This window comes from Microbacterium sp. P26, assembly GCF_023712585.1.
GTDB lineage: Bacteria > Actinomycetota > Actinomycetes > Actinomycetales > Microbacteriaceae > Microbacterium > Microbacterium algihabitans_A.
This window is the reverse complement of the sequence record NZ_JAMAXZ010000002.1, coordinates 305,642-323,312: the sequence shown is the minus strand read 5'-3', so window position 1 is coordinate 323,312 and position 17,671 is coordinate 305,642. Positions and strand designations below refer to the sequence as shown.

At 71.9% G+C, this 17,671-nt stretch carries 14 protein-coding genes; 10 read left to right on the top strand and 4 right to left on the bottom strand.

Features of this window, described 5'->3' with window-relative positions:
* Positions 1–43 precede the first annotated feature (43 nt).
* The 4 genes from recQ to M3667_RS05145 form a co-directional block, all read right to left on the bottom strand.
* Positions 44–2,086, bottom strand: a complete 2,043-nt coding sequence (recQ, locus tag M3667_RS05160; protein ID WP_251505872.1) for a DNA helicase RecQ — start codon at positions 2,084–2,086, stop codon at positions 44–46.
* Between the two features lie 169 nt (positions 2,087–2,255).
* Entirely contained in the window at positions 2,256–6,260 is a 4,005-nt protein-coding gene (gene eccCa, locus M3667_RS05155) for a type VII secretion protein EccCa (protein WP_251505869.1), read from the bottom strand.
* The gene (locus M3667_RS05150) at positions 6,257–7,264 is read right to left on the bottom strand and encodes an RDD family protein (RefSeq protein WP_251505866.1); all 1,008 of its coding nucleotides are present in this window, start codon (positions 7,262–7,264) and stop codon (positions 6,257–6,259) included. Before M3667_RS05150 ends, eccCa begins: the two co-directional genes overlap by 4 nt.
* Positions 7,261–8,625 carry a hypothetical protein gene (locus tag M3667_RS05145; protein ID WP_251505863.1) on the bottom strand — a complete coding sequence of 455 codons (1,365 nt, stop codon included), beginning with the start codon at positions 8,623–8,625 and terminating at the stop codon, positions 7,261–7,263. Before M3667_RS05145 ends, M3667_RS05150 begins: the two co-directional genes overlap by 4 nt.
* A gap of 291 nt (positions 8,626–8,916) precedes the next feature.
* Between M3667_RS05145 and M3667_RS05140 the strand changes: the two genes are divergently transcribed.
* The 10 genes from M3667_RS05140 to M3667_RS05095 all read left to right on the top strand — a co-directional run bounded on the left by M3667_RS05140 (position 8,917) and on the right by M3667_RS05095 (position 17,659).
* On the top strand, positions 8,917–9,228 hold the full coding sequence (locus tag M3667_RS05140) for a WXG100 family type VII secretion target (protein ID WP_144830137.1): 312 nt from the start codon (positions 8,917–8,919) through the stop codon (positions 9,226–9,228).
* Between the two features lie 29 nt (positions 9,229–9,257).
* Positions 9,258–9,545 (top strand): WXG100 family type VII secretion target, encoded by a 288-nt coding sequence (locus M3667_RS05135; protein WP_230704084.1) that lies wholly within the window; start codon positions 9,258–9,260, stop codon positions 9,543–9,545.
* Positions 9,546–9,658: 113 nt separating this feature from the next.
* Positions 9,659–10,054 carry a hypothetical protein gene (locus tag M3667_RS05130; RefSeq protein WP_251505860.1) on the top strand — a complete coding sequence of 132 codons (396 nt, stop codon included), beginning with the start codon at positions 9,659–9,661 and terminating at the stop codon, positions 10,052–10,054.
* A 38-nt stretch (positions 10,055–10,092) separates the two neighbouring features.
* Entirely contained in the window at positions 10,093–11,349 is a 1,257-nt protein-coding gene (locus M3667_RS05125; RefSeq protein ID WP_251505859.1) for a S8 family serine peptidase, read from the top strand.
* Positions 11,346–12,911: a hypothetical protein gene (locus M3667_RS05120; protein ID WP_251505857.1), complete on the top strand. Its 1,566-nt coding sequence runs from the start codon at positions 11,346–11,348 to the stop codon at positions 12,909–12,911. Before M3667_RS05125 ends, M3667_RS05120 begins: the two co-directional genes overlap by 4 nt.
* 54 nt (positions 12,912–12,965) lie before the next feature.
* Positions 12,966–13,283: a WXG100 family type VII secretion target gene (locus M3667_RS05115; protein ID WP_251505855.1), complete on the top strand. Its 318-nt coding sequence runs from the start codon at positions 12,966–12,968 to the stop codon at positions 13,281–13,283.
* A complete protein-coding gene (locus M3667_RS05110) occupies positions 13,283–13,576 on the top strand; it encodes a WXG100 family type VII secretion target (protein WP_144830152.1) in 294 nt (97 codons plus the stop codon). The genes M3667_RS05115 and M3667_RS05110 overlap by 1 nt, the downstream gene beginning before the upstream one ends.
* Before the next feature lie 69 nt (positions 13,577–13,645).
* Positions 13,646–14,980 (top strand): type VII secretion integral membrane protein EccD, encoded by a 1,335-nt coding sequence (gene eccD, locus M3667_RS05105; protein WP_251505852.1) that lies wholly within the window; start codon positions 13,646–13,648, stop codon positions 14,978–14,980.
* A 4-nt stretch (positions 14,981–14,984) separates the two neighbouring features.
* Positions 14,985–16,313, top strand: a complete 1,329-nt coding sequence (gene eccB / locus M3667_RS05100) for a type VII secretion protein EccB (protein WP_251505850.1) — start codon at positions 14,985–14,987, stop codon at positions 16,311–16,313.
* Positions 16,310–17,659: a S8 family serine peptidase gene (locus M3667_RS05095; RefSeq protein ID WP_251505848.1), complete on the top strand. Its 1,350-nt coding sequence runs from the start codon at positions 16,310–16,312 to the stop codon at positions 17,657–17,659. Before eccB ends, M3667_RS05095 begins: the two co-directional genes overlap by 4 nt.
* Positions 17,660–17,671: the final 12 nt, after the last annotated feature.

Genomic DNA, 17,671 nt, shown 5'->3' with positions numbered 1-17,671 from the left:
TGAGGTCCTTGAGCCTGTCGAAGGGACCGGACCGGTGCGCGGTTCAGTTCGCGGCAACCACCGTCAGGATGCCGTCGCCGTACGCCTCGCGCTTCTTCGCGCCGATGCCGGTGATGCCGTCGAGATCGGCGATCGCGGCCGGCCGCGCGGCGGCAATCGCCCGCAGGGTCGCGTCACCGAAGACGATGTAGGCCGGCACGCCCTGCTCGCGGGCCTTCTCGGCGCGCCAGGCGCGCAGCGCCTCGAACAGGTCGCGGTCACCGGGGGCCACATCAGCGGCGCCCGAGGTGCGCTGCCTGCTACCGCCGCCGCCCCCGCCGCCGGTGCGGCCGAGGGCATCGCGTCGCAGCGGCACCGGCGTCTCGCCGCGCAGCACGCCGGCCGAGGCCTCGCTCAGCGCGAGCGTGCCGTAGTCGCCCTGCGCGACGACGATGCCGCGGGCGAGCAGCTGACGGATGACGCTGCGCCAATCCTGATCGCTCAGATCGGCCCCGAGTCCGTAGGTGCTGAGGCGGTCGTGCCCCTGCTGCGAGATGCGCTCGGTCTTCGCTCCGCGCAGGATGTCGATGAGATGCCCCGCGCCGAACGCCTGTCCGCGCTCGCGCTGCAGACGCACGATCGTCGACAGCAGCTTCTGGGCGGCGACGAGTCCGTCCCAGGTGTCGGGAGGGGTGAGGCACGTGTCGCAGTTGCCGCACGGCTCGGAGCGCTGGCCGAAGTAGTCGAGCAGGTTCTGTCGACGGCAGCCGACCGTCTCGCACAGCGCCAGCATCGCGTCGAGGTGCTGACCGAGCCGCATCTTGTAGGAGCGGTCGCCGGGTGACTGGTCGATCATGCGGCGCTGCTGCACGACGTCGCCGAGGCCGTAGGCCATCCAGACCACCGAGGGGTCGCCGTCACGACCGGCGCGACCGGTCTCTTGGTAGTAGCCCTCGACGGACTTGGGCAGGTCGATGTGGGCGACGAAGCGCACGTCGGGCTTGTCGATGCCCATGCCGAAGGCAATCGTCGCGACCATGACCACCCCGTCTTCACGGAGGAAGCGCGACTGATGCGTCGCCCGCACCGACGAGTCGAGACCCGCGTGGTACGGCAGGGCGTTGAGCCCCTGCGACGACAGGTAGGCGGCGGTCTGCTCGACGGTCTTGCGACTGAGGGCGTAGACGATGCCGGCCGAGCCCTCGGGCTGCGACCGGATGAACTGGACGAGCTGGCGGCGCGGGTCGACCTTGGCGTCGATGCGGTACTGGATGTTGGGCCGATCGAAGCTCGCGACGAACCCACGCGCGTCGCGCAGGCGCAGGCGCTCGACGATCTCTTGCGCCGTCTCGGGCGTCGCCGTGGCCGTGAGAGCCATGCGCGGCACCCCGGGGAAGCGCTCGGCCAGATCGCCCAGGGCGAGGTAGTCGGGGCGGAAGTCGTGGCCCCACTGCGACACGCAGTGCGCCTCGTCGATCGCGATGACGCTCAGTCGCCCGCGCGAGAGCAGGCCGAGGGTCTGCGCCCCGTTGAGGCGCTCGGGGGCGACGTAGAGCAGATCGAGCTCGCCCGCGAGGTACGCCTGCTCGACGGCCTGACGCTCGGCCGGAGCCTGGGTGGAGTTGAGGTAGCCCGCGCGCACGCCGTTGGCGATGAGCGCCTCGACCTGGTCGTGCATGAGAGCGATGAGCGGGCTGACGACGAGGCCCGTGCCCGGACGCACGAGCGCGGGCACCTGGTAGGTGACGCTCTTGCCGCCACCGGTCGGCATGAGCACGACGGCGTCGCCCCCGTCGACCACGTGCTGCACGATGTCTGCCTGGTCGCCGCGGAAGGCGTCGTATCCATAGACCTCGTGCAGCACCTCGCGCGGGTCGCGCCCGGTGAAGTCGCGCACCGCCGGCAGTTCGCGCGCGGTGCCCGTCGCGGCCGCCGCGCGCGCGAAGGCCGACGTGGGATCGACGGGCGGGGGCGGGGCGTCGAAGTCGTCGGGCGGCCCGAACAGGTCGGGGTCCCAGTCGGCGCCGGCGTAAGGATCGTCGGGGACGTCGAACGGCTCGGGCGGCGCGTCGGCGTAGGGCTCGGAGGCGGCGCCGGGATAAGTCACCCGACAACGGTAACCCGGGCCACCGACACCGACACCGCCCCGGCATCCGTCGGGGGAAGACCGGGACGACGGGACGGCTGTGGAGAAGGCGTGGCGCCGCGGGCGGGCGGAATGGAGACCGCCGCGGCATCCGTCGTGGATGCCGCGGCGGCTCAGGAGAGAACGTCGCTCAGTGCGCGGGCGGTGAGAACGCCAGCTGCGCGGCCACGAGTCCGTGCTCGCGGCTGACGATCTGCGCGCGACCCGGGGCCGCGCGCTCCGGCTTGACGCGGCCGATGAGAGCTCCCTCTTCGGGGTTGCCGCCCAGCAGGATGCCGGTGACGCCCAAGTCGGTGAAGCGCTGGATGATCGGGTCGTACGCCGCACGGCTGGCGCCGCCCGAACGTCGCGTCAGGATGACGTGCAGGCCGAGGTCGCCCGCCTGGGCGAGCAGGGGCTGGAGCACCGCGAGCGGGTTGCCCTGGCTGGTGGCGACGAGGTCGTAGTCGTCGACCAGGATGAAGCCCTCGGCTCCCTTCCACCAGCTGCGCTCGCGCAACTGCGCGGGCGTCACGTCGGGTCCGGGAATGCGCGTGGAGAAGTACTGCGCGAGGTCGTTCATGCCGCCGGTGGCCAGGTCGTGCGAGGTCAGGTAGGCCCCGAGGTAGTCGTCGGGGATCTCGCCCAGCAGCGCGCGGCGGTAGTCGACGACGAAGATCTTCGCCTCGGCCGGCGTGTACAGGCGCTGGATCTCGGCGGCCGTCGCCCGCAGGAACGACGACTTGCCCATCCCCGAGTCGCCGTAGACGAACAGGTGCGGTTCGACCTTGGGGTCGATGCCGAACGGCGAGAGCTGGGCCTCTTCGATGCCCAGCAGCAGCCGACCGTCGCCGGGTTCGGTGAGCGCGCGCACCTCGTCGAGCGAGATGTCCTCCGGCAGCAGTCGCAGCTTCGGACCGGGTTCGCCGTGCCAGGCGGCGGCGACCTTGGCGATCATGTCGGACACGCCGTCGGCGATGGTCGCGGCATCGTCCGAGCCGTCGATGCGCGGCACCGACGTGAGCATCTGCAGCTTGGTCGGGCTGAGTCCGCGTCCCGGCTGGCCGACCGGGACGTTCGCGGCCTGCTTGCGGTCGACGTCGGAGTCGGTCGGATCGCCGAGGCGGAGTTCGACGCGCGTCTGGATGAGGTCCTTGAGGTTCGCGCGGATCTCGAGCCACCGGTTGGCCGTGACGACGACGTGCACGCCGAAGCTGAGTCCTCGCGCGGCGATGGTCTGCACGCGCACCTCGAGCGGCTCGAACTCCGAGCGCAGCGTCGACCAACCGTCGACGACGAGGAAGACATCGCCGAAGCCGTCGTCGAGTCGGCCCTCGCGCCGCCGCGAACGGTAGGTGTCCATCGAGTCGACGGCGTTGCGCCGGAAGTACTGTTCGCGCGCGTCGAGCACGGCCTCGACCTCGGCGACGGCGCGTCGCACGGCCTCGGGTTCGGTGCGCGTGGCGACGCCCGCGACGTGCGGGTGCTGCTGCATGGCGGTGAACCCTCCACCGCCGAAGTCGAGCACGAAGAATTGGAACTCCTGCGGGGTGCCCGTCAGCGCGAGGGCCGAGACGAGCGTGCGGGCGAGCGTCGACTTGCCGCTGAGCGGCGAGCCCACGATGGCGACGTGACCGGCTGCCCCGCCGAGCGAGACGGTGAGGTTGTCGCGGCGCTGCTCGAGCGGGATGTCGACGACGCCGATCGGCACCGTGAGCGCTCCGGCCTCGCGCCACCGCTTCGAGACGAGCCCGAGGGTCGGGTCTTCGGCGAGGTCGGGCATGAGGGCGTCGAGCGGCGACGGCTCGGCCAGCGGCGGAAGCCACACCTGGTGGGCCTCGGGTCCGCGATCCTTCATGCGGTCGACGGCGATCTGGAACGTCGAGCGCCTCTCGGCCACCGGTGCCGCGATGGCCGCGGGCGCGGCATCCGGAGTCTCATCCGACGGGTCGTCGTCGGGCTGCGCGAGCGCGGTGAAGACCTCCACGCGCGCCGGACCCGAAGACGTGCCGCCGAACTCGTCGACCGCGACGCCGGCGACGCCCTTGGGACGCCCCGACACGTACGCCGCACGGAACTGCACGAGGTTCTCGGTGTCGCTCTTGAGGAAGCCGACGCCCGGCTCCTGCGGGAGCGTATAGGCATCGGGGGTGCCGATGATCGTCCGGGACTCGGATGCCGAGAAGGTGCGCAGACCGATGCGGTACGACAGGTACGTGTCGAGGCCGCGGAGCTTGCCCTCTTCGAGTCGCTGCGACGCGAGGAGCAGGTGCACGTGCAGCGAGCGGCCGACGCGGCCGATGTTGAGGAAGCTGTCGACGAACTCGGGCTTCGCGGTCAGCAGCTCGGAGAACTCGTCGACGACGATGAGCAGGGCCGGGAGCGGGGCGAGATCGGTGCGGCCGCCGCGGCGGGCGGCCTCGTACTCTCCGACGTTGGCGAAGTTGCCCGAGGCGCGCAGCAGCTCCTGGCGGCGCACGACCTCACCCTGCAAAGCGTCCTGGAAGCGGTCGACGAGCGCGAGCTCGCTGCCGAGGTTGGTGATGACCGCCGACACGTGGGGCATCTCGGCCATGCCGGCGAACGTCGCGCCACCCTTGAAGTCGACGAGCACGAAGTTCAGCTGCTCGGGCGAGTGCGTCATCGCCAGAGCGAGCACGAGCGTGCGCAGCACCTCGGACTTGCCCGAGCCGGTCGCGCCGACCATCACGCCGTGCGGTCCCATGCCCTGCGACGCCGACTCCTTCAGATCGAGCACGAGCGGCGCTCCCGAGGGCTCCTGCCCGATCGGCACGCGCAGGCGATCGCGCTCGAGGCGGGGAGCCCAGGCGCGGTCGAAGTCGACCGAACGCACGTCGGGAAGGCCGAGCAGCTCGGTCAGCTCGAGCTGCCCCTGCGTCGTCGGCGCATCGACGACGACCATCGGGGCGGGGCGCAGCGGCATGAGCCGCCGGGCGGTGGCCTCTGCTTCGGCCACGGTCATGGCATCCGGAACGAAGGTCTGCGCGCGGCCCGCACCGTCGATGAACTCCGCGGTCGCGGTCGGAGCCTTCTCGTCACCACGGCGCACCCGCACCGGAGCGGGGGTGTCGGCCAGAGCGACGCGCGCGCTGAGCGGATCGTCGAGTTCGTCCCACCGGACGGGGAGGTCGACGACCGTCACGCCCTGCGCCCCTTCGAGCCCCGCGAGTTGCTCGTGGCCCGTGATCTCGACGCCGTCGACGATGAGAAGGACGTGCGGGGTCACTCCGGCGCCGGGGGCGAACCGCGGGCGCGAGGCGAGCTGCGCGGGGAGCATGTCGACGAGCTCGTCGACGGATGCCGCGATCATGCGCGCCGGCCCGAGGCGGTCCTGCACCCGCGACGACATCGCGTGCGGCAGCCACTTCACCCAGTCCCACGCGGCGGTCTGCCCGGGACCGGCCAGCACCGCGACGATGACGTCTTCGGGATCGTGCAGGGTCGCGGCCGACGCCACGAGCGAGCGGGCGAGGCTGCGCACGGCCTCTTCGTCGGAGCCGACGAGCTCGACCCGCGCGTAGTCGGCGAGCGGGAAGCCCAGCGGCAGATCGCGCTGGATCTCGTGCGTGAGCATGAAGCGGTGCGCGGCAGAGGCCGCCACCGGGTCGAGCTGGGCAAGCGGCGGAAGCTCCGGCGCCTCGAGGGTCAGGCTCAGGGGCTGATCGGTGACGCCGATGCGCGCGAGCAGGAACGTCTCGTCGCCCGGCTGGCGCTCCCACACCCGCGAGCGCTCCTCGGCGATGAAGGGCAGGGCCGCGGGGGCGGGCATGATCCACCCGCCGTGACGACGCTGCTTGCGCGCGGCGACGCGCACCGTCTCGCGAAGGTCCGCGAGGTACGCGAGGTACTCGCGGCGGTTGCCGAGCACCTCGGCGTTGCGCTGCGCGCGCTGGCGCCAGCCGTTGACCGCGACGAAGCCGAGCGACGACAGCAGGAACATGCCGCCGATGAGGAAGCCGGTGGGGCCGCTGTTCGAGATCGTCACCATGACGATCGCGCCGACACTGCCGAGCATCGGCAGGAGGGATGTCAGGATGCCGCTGCCGCCCTCGTTCGGCACGAGCTCGGGCGGCGGCTGCAGGACGATGCGTCCGTTGGGCTGCGACGGCGGGGCGATGCGCGGACCCGTGCTCACACCGGACCTCCGATCAGGCGACTCAGGGTGAAGACTCGTTCGCTCAGACGAACGCGCGCGCCGTCTTCGAGCAGCGTGCGGGCGCCGGGACGTAGGGCGTGCACCGTGCCGTCGTCGGCGATGATCTCGGAGCCGTTGGTCGACCCGGCGTCGATGACCCAGGCGTTCTCGCCGTCGTGCTCGAGCCGCAGGTGGGTCTTCGAGATCAGCCGGTCGGGATCGTCGACCACGATGAGCAGGTCGCCGGGCTCGTTCGAGACGGGCGCACGTCCGAAGTTGACGGCCGCGGGAAGATCGAGCTGCTCGCGCTGGCCGGTGTCGAACACGATGAGCAGCTGCGCGTGCTCGGTGCGCGGGGCGGATGCCGCGGGCTCGGGGGTCACCGCGACGGGACCGGGGGCGATGACCGGGGCCCGCTCACCGGCGGCGGCGGGAGCGTCGATCGCGACGAGGGGCGTCTCCCACGCGGGGGCCTCGGGGAGGTCGACGACGGCGGCGTCGACCCGCAGCGGTTCGCGCGAGGTGGAGGGGCGAGCGTGCACCGTGGGCTCGGACAGTTCGCGGACGTCGTCGGCATCCGTCGTCTTGCCCTTGGGCACCGACAGCAGCACCGTTCCGGCCGCACGATCGGCCCACGACCGTCGTCGCCCGCTCTTGTCGAACGCGGCGGAGGCCACCACGACCCAGGCACCCGCCACCAGCACGAGACCGCCGAGCACGACGAGCGAGCCGCGGACGAACGCCCGCCCGGCGCCCGGGACGAGAGGCTCGCCGACGCGCGCGGCGCGCAGGCCGAACAGCAGGGCGCCCGGCGTCAGGCCGCGTCGCGCCTGCAAGATCCACAGGCCCAGGAGGGCTTCAGCGGCCACGGCGGTACCGAGGACCGGGGAGCCGAGGAGGAATGCCACGCCCGAGGCGATGACCACCAGGGCCGCATCGACGCTGAAGGCACCCAGTCGCACCCCCACCGTCGCGGGCGCGCCGAACGGCGGCGTCTGCGTCATGTCGCCATCATCGCACGCGCGATCTCCACCGCTCCGGCGGCCAACATGCCCGCCGGAAGAGAGAACGCCGTCGCCAGCGCCTCGAAGACGTCGCCCGTGCGCGACCACCCGAGCGAACGCAATCCGCGCCCCACCGGGACCACCAGCAGCGCGGCGCCGAGGCCCACCACCAGCAGGAGCCCCGCCACGACCACGAGGAGCCCCGACGGAATCGTCGGCACGAGGGCCGCGAGCACCGCCGCGACGATGACGGCCGCCCCCACGCGGGCCACCCAGCGCAGGAACGGCACCGTGCTCTTGCGAGAACTGAGCAGAAGAGCCAGGACAACGGTGGATGCCAGGGCGATGCGCCCGGCCATCACGACGGGGTTGTCGACGGCGAAGGTCGGTAGAGCCGTGAACGCGCTGGCGGCGCCGGCCGCCACGAGCATGACGACGCCGATCGTCAACCGCGCGGTCGAGCGTTCGACCAGGGCGTCGGCGTCGTCGGCCTCGATCGTGCGCACCTCTTCGGGCAGGTTCTGACGCACCGTCCAGCGGGTGCTCTGGAAGCGGCCATAGTCGATGAAGGTGCCGGGTTCGACGTCGACCAGGCTGGCCTGGAGCACCCGCTGCGCGACGGGGACGAGGCCGAGGGTGATCGCCGCCGGCGCCGAGGGGTCGAGGTGCAGCAGGAGGGAGAGCCCCCACACGGCGGCGAGGATGGCCGCGATGATCGTGGCGGTGCGCCCCTGCGCGCGCAGGGTGTCGGTCGCGCCGAGCACTCCCACGACGCCCGTGACGACGGCGCCCGCGAGGAGCCCTGTGAACACGGCGACCAGCTCGGTCGAAGCGAGCTGGTCGGGCACGACCGCGACACCGCCGCCGAAGGCGAGGGCGAGGAGACCCACGACCGGAGCGAGCGTCGCGGTGCGAGCGGAGGCGCGGAGGGCGAAGACGGTTGCCGCGGCGAGCGCCGCCAGCAGAGCCGCGGCGGCGACGACCGCGCGCACGTCGGGCGGGAGGGCGTCGGCACCGATGAGGCGGACGAGGGCCAGGATGCCGCCGGCGGCCGCCATGACCCACCAGGCCGCCGTGGCGCGCGACGACGCGACCGGTCGCGAGGATCGCCCTGTCGCCTGCGCGACGGCGGCGCGCGGGTCGACCAGCACGAGCACGACTCCGTCGTCGAGGGTGGCCATCTCGGTCGAGCGGTCGATCTCGCGCCCCGAGACGCCGACGACGTGCACCGACCCGTCGGAAGCGGACCCGGCGGCCCGCAGCACGTCGTCGATGCGAGCGTGGAGCGGGACGACCAGGTCGAAACGCGCAGCGCCGTCGATGAGCGCGACACGTCGCCCCTGCATCACTTCCGCGCTCAACGGTCCCCCTCGTTCTCGCGCCACCGGCCCCAGGGCCGTCGCAACCGCACCAGCGTATCCACCCCGCGGGCATGCTCCGGTCTTTCCTCCCACCACCGGGGATAAAGATGAGAGTTTTGTCATCTGCGAATAAGCGCAAGCGGCTTGTATCCCGGCACCGCTTTACATATGGTCGTGACCCGGTGGGGGGCTCCGGTTCTTCATCGATCCCGCGCGCGGGGCCGAATCCCGCGTGTGCAGACATGATCCGCAACGCCCGGGTTCGCCCGGAGGAACATCGAGGAGACACACGTGGCAGATCTCATCGCGGCCCAGGAGGGTGCGCTACGACGCGGAGCCGAAGCCGTCAACACCGCCAAGGGCGGCATCGACGAGCAGGTCCGCAAGGTCCGTTCCGAGCTCGACCAGGTTGCCGGTTTCTGGACCGGCGCAGCGGCCGGTTCGTACACGCAGCTCATGGCGCGCTGGAACGAAGAGACGACGAAGCTCAACAACGTGCTCGTCACGCTCGAAGACGCTCTGCGCGGCACCGAGCGCGACCAGGCGGCTTCGGAAGAGTCGCACCAGCAGACCATCGGCAACCTGGGCTCGCTGCTCGGCTGACCCCGCTCGACACGAAAGAAGGAACTCTCATGCAGTCCATGTCCGTTCGTCCCGAGCAGGTCATCGCCCTCTCCGGTCAGATCCGCAACGGTGCCTCCGGCATCCGCACCCGTCTCGACGAGCTCGAGTCGCAGGTCAACGCTCTCCGCTCCTCGTGGGACGGTGACGCGCAGACCGCCTACGACCAGGCGCAGGCCCAGTGGACGCAGTCCATCACCCGCCTGAACGAGCTGCTCCAGCAGATCGCCGGCAAGACCGACGAGATCGCCCAGGGCTACACCTCGACCGACAAGTCGGCCGCAGGCCGCTTCGCCTGACCCCCTCCGGAGCCGGTGGCCGCCGCGGTGGCCGCCGGCTCCCGGGCTCACGCCCGTGCGCGGCACGCTGCCGCCCTCCATACATTCCGATCACAGAGAAACGAGTGATCCCCATGGCCGAGTCGATCTTCCTCAATCTCGAGCTGGCGCTGCAGCGCGTGCTGCAACTGACCCAGGTGCCCGAGGAGCTCCCCTCCTCGGGAGCCATCGAGATCGTCGACGGCAACGGCACCGAGCCCGCCGCGGCGCGCTTCACCACTCTTCTCCGCGAGCAGGCGCTGACTCTCAGTGCTGAGGTGGAGAACCTGCGTGCGACTGTGTCGCACAACGCCGACGCCCTCTCGCAGGCGGCGCGGGCGTTGCAGGAGACCGACACGTCCGGCTCGCTGATGTCGCAGAACGCCCTGTCGCTCGTCGAATCGGCGTCGGAGCCGGAAGCGGGAGCCGACCCCTCGTCGGCCGGGGGCAGAGCTGGCGTGCAGTCCGTCCTCCCCGGTGCACCCCGGTGACGCGTCACCGAGTTCACGTCGGACGCACGCTCGGAGCCTTGCTGATCGCCGGGGCCCTGGCGAGCGGCGGTTCCACACAGGCCGCGAACGCCGCCGCCGGCGGCGAATACGACTGGTGGTACGACGCCTACCAGGTGCAGGCCGCGCACGACGCGGGCATCACCGGCGCCGGGGTGAAGGTCGCCGTCATCGACGGGCAGATCGATCCGAGCCTCCCGGTGTTCGAAGGCCGCAACCTCACCGTGAGCGAGGCTCAGCCGTGCGATAACGGTGCCGCGTCCGCGACCGACTCCGCCAACGACTCCTCCATCCACGGCAGCACGATCACAGCGATGATCATCGGCAACGGAGCCGGCCCGAGCGGGATTCGCGGAATCGCGCCCGATGCGGCCGTGACCTTCTATGGGTACGGGTCCGCGACGGAGAAGACGGAATACTGCGAGAGCCCCGAAGCCGGCCTCCGCGATTTCGCCTTCGCCGTCAAGACCGCCGTTGATGACGGTGCGAGAATCATCACCACCTCCGTGGCCATGACGGCCTCCCCGAGCGATGCCCCTGCCATTGCGTATGCGGTCGCGAAAGGCGCGATCGTGCTCGTGGCCACGCCCAACGCGGACTCCACGTCATACGAATCGAACAACCTCAGCACGATGAACGGTGTCGTGGCCGTCTCCGCCATCGACAGCTCGGGCGACCTGCAACCCGGCGACGACGGGTCGCCCTTCGGTGTCGCGCACGCCGACGTCGTGGCGGCCGGGGTCGACCTGCCGACCGTGGGAATCTTCGGCGACTGGGACTCGAGCGGGGTCACGACCGGATCATCGTTCTCGGCCCCGGTCGTCGGCGGGATGCTCGCCCTCGCGGCGCAGAAGTGGCCCGAGGCCACCGGAAATCAACTGGTCCAAGCGATGATCGCGACCACCAACGGAACCCAGCACGATCCGACGCGCACCGAGGACGGATACGGCTACGGTGCCGCGTGGTTGCCCTCGATGCTCAGCGTCGATCCCACCGGCTATCCGGACCAGACACCGCTCATGAACAAACCGGCGGGCTACCCCACCACGGAGCAGATCGACCGCGCTGTCGCCGCCGGAGGTTTCTCCCCCGACGAGCAACCGCGCAGCATCGACCAGTACGCCGACGCCGAGCCCTCTTCGACTGGCTCCGATCTCGGAGCGCTGGTGATGTGGGCCGCGATCGGTGTCGGGGTCCTCATCGTGGTAGCCGTGGTCATCATCGTGCTCATCGTCTTCGCCCAGCGCCGCAAGGCCGGAAAGGGGAACAGATCGTGACAGGTATCTGGGAACAACGTCTGCAGAATCTCGCCGAGGGCGGCGTGCCCTGGGACCTTCCCACACGTTGGGAATTGGCCGGGGCGCTCGAGTCGCTCAAGCAGGTCCTCGACACCGCCGCGGGAGACCCCGGCCTCGCGGGCGCGGCGGGCGATGCGGCACGAGCCAAGTTCACGCTGACGTCCAAGGAGATCGACGACCAACTCGCCTACCTCCGGGAGCACGTTCCCAGTCGGCTCGACCAGGCGAACGAGGTGCGCCAGCACGCGCGTGATTCCGCGGCGTCCCTTCCCCAAGGCCAGATGGACCCCGGGCAGCAGGCCATGGTCCGCGGGGCAGCCGCCGGAGCCTCGATCATCTTCGGTCCGGTCGCGTTCCTCGCCGGAGAGGGAGCCGGTCGCGCCATCAACGACTACATGGCCTCGCAGCGCGAGGCCGCCGCGAAAGATGCCGTCGAGAAGCACTCCGATCAGCTCGATGCCGTGCAGATCGACAGGCCTCCGAGCTTCGGGAAGGACCAATTCGGTCCTACCCCGCCGCCTCCCCCACCCCCGCCGGTTTACCCCGCCGACGGCGGTACCGGCTCCACCGGAGGGCGCAGCTTCCAGTCATACCCCGAGTGGGACATGACCCCCGGTGGCGGCGGCCCGAACGGCGGCGGCAACGTCGGCGGTGGCAACATCGGCGGCGGCGGCGAGATCGGCGGCGGCGGTAATGACGGCGGCGAGGTCCCGACGGGCCCCGGACCCGGTGAGTACGGCCCGTTCCCCGCGCCCACCCCGGTTCCCGGCGGCCCGGCGCCCATCGACATCGGCAACGTTCCGCCCGACCCGACGCCCGACGGTCCGGTGATCGGAAGCCCGACGCTGCCCGGCGGCATCTCTCCGATGCCCGGCGGAGGTCTCGTCGCCGGTACGCCCGGCGGGCCCGGTGCGGGTATCGGCTCGGGCCTCGGTGCGGGCCTCGTCGCCGGCGGCGGTGGCGCGCTGGCGCTCGGCCGCGTCGGTGGTGGTGGGGCCGGTGCCGGCGGCAGCCTGTTCGGCGGCGGTGCGGGCGGGGCCGGAGGCTCGGCCAAGGCCGGTGGCGGCGCCCGCTCGGGAGGCCTGCTCGGCAAGACCCCCGGTAGCGCTGGTCTCGGAGCCCGTGGCGTCGGCGGCCTCGCCGCCGGCGGCGGCACGCCCGGTTCGACCGCGGCCCGCGGCGCCGGTGTGCGCGGCGGCGCGAGCGGACTCGGCGGTGCGGGCGGTGCCGGAGGCACGGGCGCTGCCGGCGGATCCGTCAAGGGCGGGGCCCGCGGCGTCGGCGTCGGAGGCGGCTCGGCAACAGGCGGATCCGCAAAGGGCGGGGCTCGCGGCGTCGGAGGCGGCTCGGCAGCCGGCGGCGGCCGCGGAGCGGCCTCGGGCTCGCGCGGCGTCGGCGGCATGGGCGGCCCCGGATCGCGTTCCGACCGCAAGGACGAGGCCGCGCGCGGCCTCGGAGGCCCGATCGCTCCTCGCATGGAAGACGACGAAGAGATCGCCCCCCGGTCGGAGAACGCCCAGGCCGGCGGTCGCGACGAGTGACCGCTCGCCGAACACGTCCCTGCCTGATCGACTCCACGAAAGAGGAGAACCACGATGTCTGACCGCATCTCCGCCGGAGAAGGCGCGCTCGTCCGCGGCGCCGAAGCGGTGTCGGGCGCGCACGCCGACGTCAACGACAGCGTCCGGCGCGTGCTCGCCGAGCTCGACGAGCTCGCCGGCAATTGGGTCGGCGACGCCGCCTCGTCGTACAGCGCGCTGGTCAACGAGTGGACGGCCAGCGCCGACCGCTTGAACAGCACGCTCGTGACGCTCAGCGCCGCGCTCCGCTCGACCGCGCAAGACCAGGAAGCGGTGGAGGAGCAGCACCGCACCACCATCCACGGACTCGGCTCGATGCTGGGAGGCCAATGATGAGCGACCTTCGCGTCACCCCCGAAGCACTCCATTCAGCGGCGGGTCGCCTGCGCGCCGAGTCGGCCCGCATCGATGCGACCCTGGGCGGACTCGACGCCGAGGTCTCGCGACTGCGCGGCCAGTGGGAGGGCATGGCCCAGGTCGCCTACAACAACGCCCAGCAGCAGTGGAGTGCGACTCTCGAGCAGATGCGCGACGTGCTGCAGCGCATCGCGAACGCCACGGACTCCATCGCCGATGACTACGTCAGCGCCGACCGCGCCTCCGCGGCGCGGTTCGACGGGGCGTGACGCACCGCCCCGATAGGCTTTCGGGGTCTGACCGCAGGGGGGCTTCGGTCCGGAAAGAAGGGGCCGCAGATGGCTGACGTCATGAATGCGACGCGTGCGTTGCTGCGTCTGTCGGTGCAGAGCGAGGGGCGACGTCTCGACATCGCCGTACCGGCCCAGGTGCCGGTCATCGAGTTCCTCCCCGGCTTCGCGCGCTCACTCGGTGTGCTCGATCCGTCGATGACCTCGGCGGGCTACGCCCTGCACCGTGCGGACGGAACGACCGTCGATCCCTCGCTCGGGGCCTCGGCCCAGGGCATCGTCGACGGCGAGGTGCTGACGCTGGTACGCGGCGGCCTCGTCGCCCAGCCGCGGGTCTACGACGACATCGTCGAAGCGGTGCTCGACGCCACGGCGCAGCAGAACCGGCCGTGGACGACGCGCGACAACGCTCGCACCGCCCTGGCCGTGAGCCTCGCTCTTCTCGGCGTCTGCGCGGTGCTGCTCCTGGCCGCCGGACGCACCCTGCCCTTCGGCGCCCTCGTCGCCGGCGGAGGTGCCATCGTGCTCCTCGTCGTCTCCGCCGTGGTCGCACGTCTCGGGCAGCGCGAAGCGGGCCAGGGTCTCGGTATGGCAGCGGCCGTCTTCGGCGCCGTCGCGGGCTACCTCGCGATCCCCGCAGCGATCGACATGTGGGGATGGCCGATGGCCGCAGCCGGCGGCGGTGCGTTCGTCATCGCCGGCGTCTCTCTCGCCCTGACGCGGGAGCGCGCCGAGCTCCAGCTCGCTCCCCTCGTCGCGGGCGGCGCGATCGGCGTCGCGGGCACCCTCGCCGCCTTCTTCCCCCCCGCCATGGTGTGGACGCTCATGATCGGTGTCGTCGGCACGCTCGCGGGCGCCCTCCCCTGGCTCGCGATGGGCACGACGCGGCTGCGCGTGTTCTCGCCCCAGAGCGACGTGGAGATGTTCGCCGATCCCGAGCCGATCGACGCCGACGACATCGCCGCTCGCGTCGCCCAGGGCAAGCGCATCCTCATCGCCCTGCGTCTCGCCCTCGCTGCGGCCGTGCTGGTCGCCACTCCGCTCGTGGCCGCGCAGAACGCCACGGGCGCGATCCTGTGCGCTCTCGCCTTCGCCGGCATGATGTTCCCCTCGCGGCAGACCTACGCCCGCTCGGGCGTGCTCACGGTGATGGCCACCGGCGTGCTCGGCCTCGTGGTGGCCGGCGTCGTGGCGTCGCTGTCGCAGCCGGGTCTGCGCGTCGGCATCCTGATCGTGCTCGCCGTCGCGACCGTCAGCGTGGTGACCGTGACGCTGCTGGCGCCCAAGACGCGCCTGCGCCTCATCCGCGTCGCCGACACCGTCGAGCTGCTGGTGCTCGCCTCGCTCCTGCCGCTGTCGGTCATCTCGTCCGGGCTGGCCTGACCCGATGGCCACCAAGGGCGATCTGATCGAGGCGCAGAACTTCTCGCGCCGGCGTCTGCTCACCGCGTTCGTCAGCGGCGCCCCCGGCGGTAAGGAACTGCAGCCGACCTCTCCCCTGCGGGCGGTGATCGCCGCGATCGCCCTCACCGTGATCGTCGTGCTGGTGGGCGTGTTCTACGGCCTCATCCGCCCGGGTCTTCCGACCGGCTGGGAGAACGGCAAGCTCGTGCTGGTGTCCGACACCGGAGCGCGCTTCGTCACCGTCGACGGCGTGCTCCACCCGGTGATCAACACCGCCAGCGCCCGACTGCTGCTGCCCGCCGACAACTTCGGCGTCATCTCCACCGACCAGGCGACGCTCGCCGGCACGCCCGTCGGAAACACGCTCGGCATCACGGGCGCCCCCGACGAACTGCCCCCCGCATCGGGCCTCATCAACTCGGGCTGGAGCGCGTGCGTCACCGACGACGCCGCCGTCGACGTCCGCGTGAGCACGGCCGGGGCTCCGACTCCCGCCCCGGGCAAGGCCGTCGTGGTCTCCGTCGACGGCCTTCTGCACGTGGTGCAGGGCGAGCGCAGCTTCGCGGTGTCGAACGAAGACCCGGATGCCGTGTTGCGCGCCGCCGGCATCTCGTCACTGAACCCGGTGCCGGTCTCGGCCGCCTGGCTCGACCTGTTCACCGCGGGCAAGCCGTTGACGCCGATCACCCTGAAGAACTTCGGCCAGGGCGTACCGGGTACCTCGCTCAAGGTCGGCGAGGTGATCCGCCAGTCGGGCACCCCCGACGACGAGCGCTATCTGGTGCAGACCGGCGGGGTGCTCGTGCGCCTGACACCTCTCGCCTGGCAGTTGTACCAGCTCGGAAGCGGCAGCAACCTCGGTACGAACGTCACCGAGGTCTCGATCGACGAGACCCGCAACCTCCCGACCGCGACGCAAGACCTCGGTCAGGACTGGCCCGAGACCGCCTTCGACACCGTCGCCGCGGGCCAGCGCCCGTGCGCCGTGCTCGAGGGCGGCGAGGGTCAAGCCGTCACGGCCCTGGCCACGCAGCCGACGTCGACGGCGGTGACCGCCGGGGTGCAGGTCGAGCCCAGCCACGGCGCCCTCGTGCGGGCCGGCGGGCGCGGCGATCAGAACTCGAGCGTGCTCACCCTGGTGGATGCCACCGGCACGGCCTACCCGCTCCCCGGCGCGAGTGAAGAGGTCATCTCCCGCCTCGGGTACAGCACCGACGATGTCGGCGCCGTGGCCGACGGGTGGACGGCCCTGCTCGCGACCGGCCCGTCGCTGACGGAGGGCGCCGCGCAGACCACGCCGGAGACGAAGTGATCGCGGGCATCCGACGCGTCGGCGCGATCGCGCTCGCGACCGGCATTGTGCTCGCGGGAGTGCCCGCCGCGGCGCACGCCGGAGTCGGCGCCCCGGTCGCTGCGCAGGGCCTCGGCCCGGCATCCGGGATCGTGTCGGCCACGCAGGAGCAGTGCGATGCGTCGACGCGCGTGACCCAGACCCCGCTGGCGCTCGCCCAACTGCAGAGCGACGCGGCCTGGGCGCTCACTCGCGGAGCGGGCGTCACCGTCGCGGTGGTCGACTCGGGCGTGGCGAAGAATCCGCACCTCGACGACAACGTCGTGCCCGGGGTGAACCTCGTGCCCGACGGCACCGACGCGAACGGTCGAACCGACACCTACGGCCACGGCACCGTCATCGCGGGCCAGATCGCCGCGCAGGTGATCTCGGGCTCCGGGGTGCAGGGACTCGCCCCCGAGGCGAAGATCCTGCCCATCCGCGTCTACGCGGGCGACGAGAAGTCGCAGATCGATGCCGGGATCGGCCCGAACACCGCCCGCATGGCCGAGGGCATCCGCATCGCCGCCGACCGCGGCGCGCAGGTCATCAACGTCTCGATGAGCACGACCGAGAAGAACGGCGCCCTGGCCGACGCCGTCGCCTACGCGAAGTCGCGCGGCAGCCTCGTCATCGCGAGCGCGGGCAATCGCGATTCGACGGCGGCGGTCGAGCAGAGCGATGCCGACGGCGTCCGCTACCCGGCCGGGTTCTCGGGCGCGATCGGCGTCTCGGCCACCAACCTCGAGAGCGCCGTCACCAGCGACAGCATCCGCGGCACGCACGTAAGACTGTCCGCCCCGGGTCAGGCCATCGCCTCGGCCTGGCCGTTGGGCGGCGACTGCGTGGTGTCGAAGGAGCAACCCGCGACGAGCTACGCCGCAGCGTATGTGGCGGGTGCTGCTGCTCTCGTCGCGGCGGCCCACCCCGACGAGACCCCCGCCCAGTGGGCGTACCGCCTCGAGGCGACCGCCGTGCGGCCGCAGCCCGACGATCGCTCGAACATCACCGGGTGGGGCTTCGTGCAGCCCTACGACGCGATCGTGCTGGTCCCCGGCTCGGGGCTACGCGGGCCGAACAGCCCGTTCCCCGGCGCCTCGCCCACGGCCTCGCCGACCGGAACGCCGGCTCCCGTGGCCGTGGTCGTCGGGCCGGGTCCGGATGCCGCGGCCATCTCGACCATGACCGGCATCGGCGTCGCGGGGCTGGTGGCGCTCGGCGCCATCGGCGCACTGGCCGTCTACGTCAGCCGCCGTCGCGAAGAGACCGCACCGCGGCGCCCGGCGCCGACGGGTCGTGGCCTGTACGGTCCCGATTCCGCGGAGTAGGAACGCCCGGCG

Bases quoted from the DNA above. Each gene is read 5' to 3' on its own strand.
- M3667_RS05130 (WP_251505860.1), top strand. From the start codon at position 9,659: ATGGCCGAGTCGATCTTCCTCAATCTCGAGCTGGCGCTGCAGCGCGTG.
- eccB (WP_251505850.1), top strand. From the start codon at position 14,985: ATGGCCACCAAGGGCGATCTGATCGAGGCGCAGAACTTCTCGCGCCGG.
- M3667_RS05115 (WP_251505855.1), top strand. From the start codon at position 12,966: ATGTCTGACCGCATCTCCGCCGGAGAAGGCGCGCTCGTCCGCGGCGCC.
- eccD (WP_251505852.1), top strand. From the start codon at position 13,646: ATGGCTGACGTCATGAATGCGACGCGTGCGTTGCTGCGTCTGTCGGTG.
- M3667_RS05110 (WP_144830152.1), top strand. From the start codon at position 13,283: ATGAGCGACCTTCGCGTCACCCCCGAAGCACTCCATTCAGCGGCGGGT.
- M3667_RS05150 (WP_251505866.1), bottom strand. From the start codon at position 7,264: ATGACGCAGACGCCGCCGTTCGGCGCGCCCGCGACGGTGGGGGTGCGA.
- M3667_RS05135 (WP_230704084.1), top strand. From the start codon at position 9,258: ATGCAGTCCATGTCCGTTCGTCCCGAGCAGGTCATCGCCCTCTCCGGT.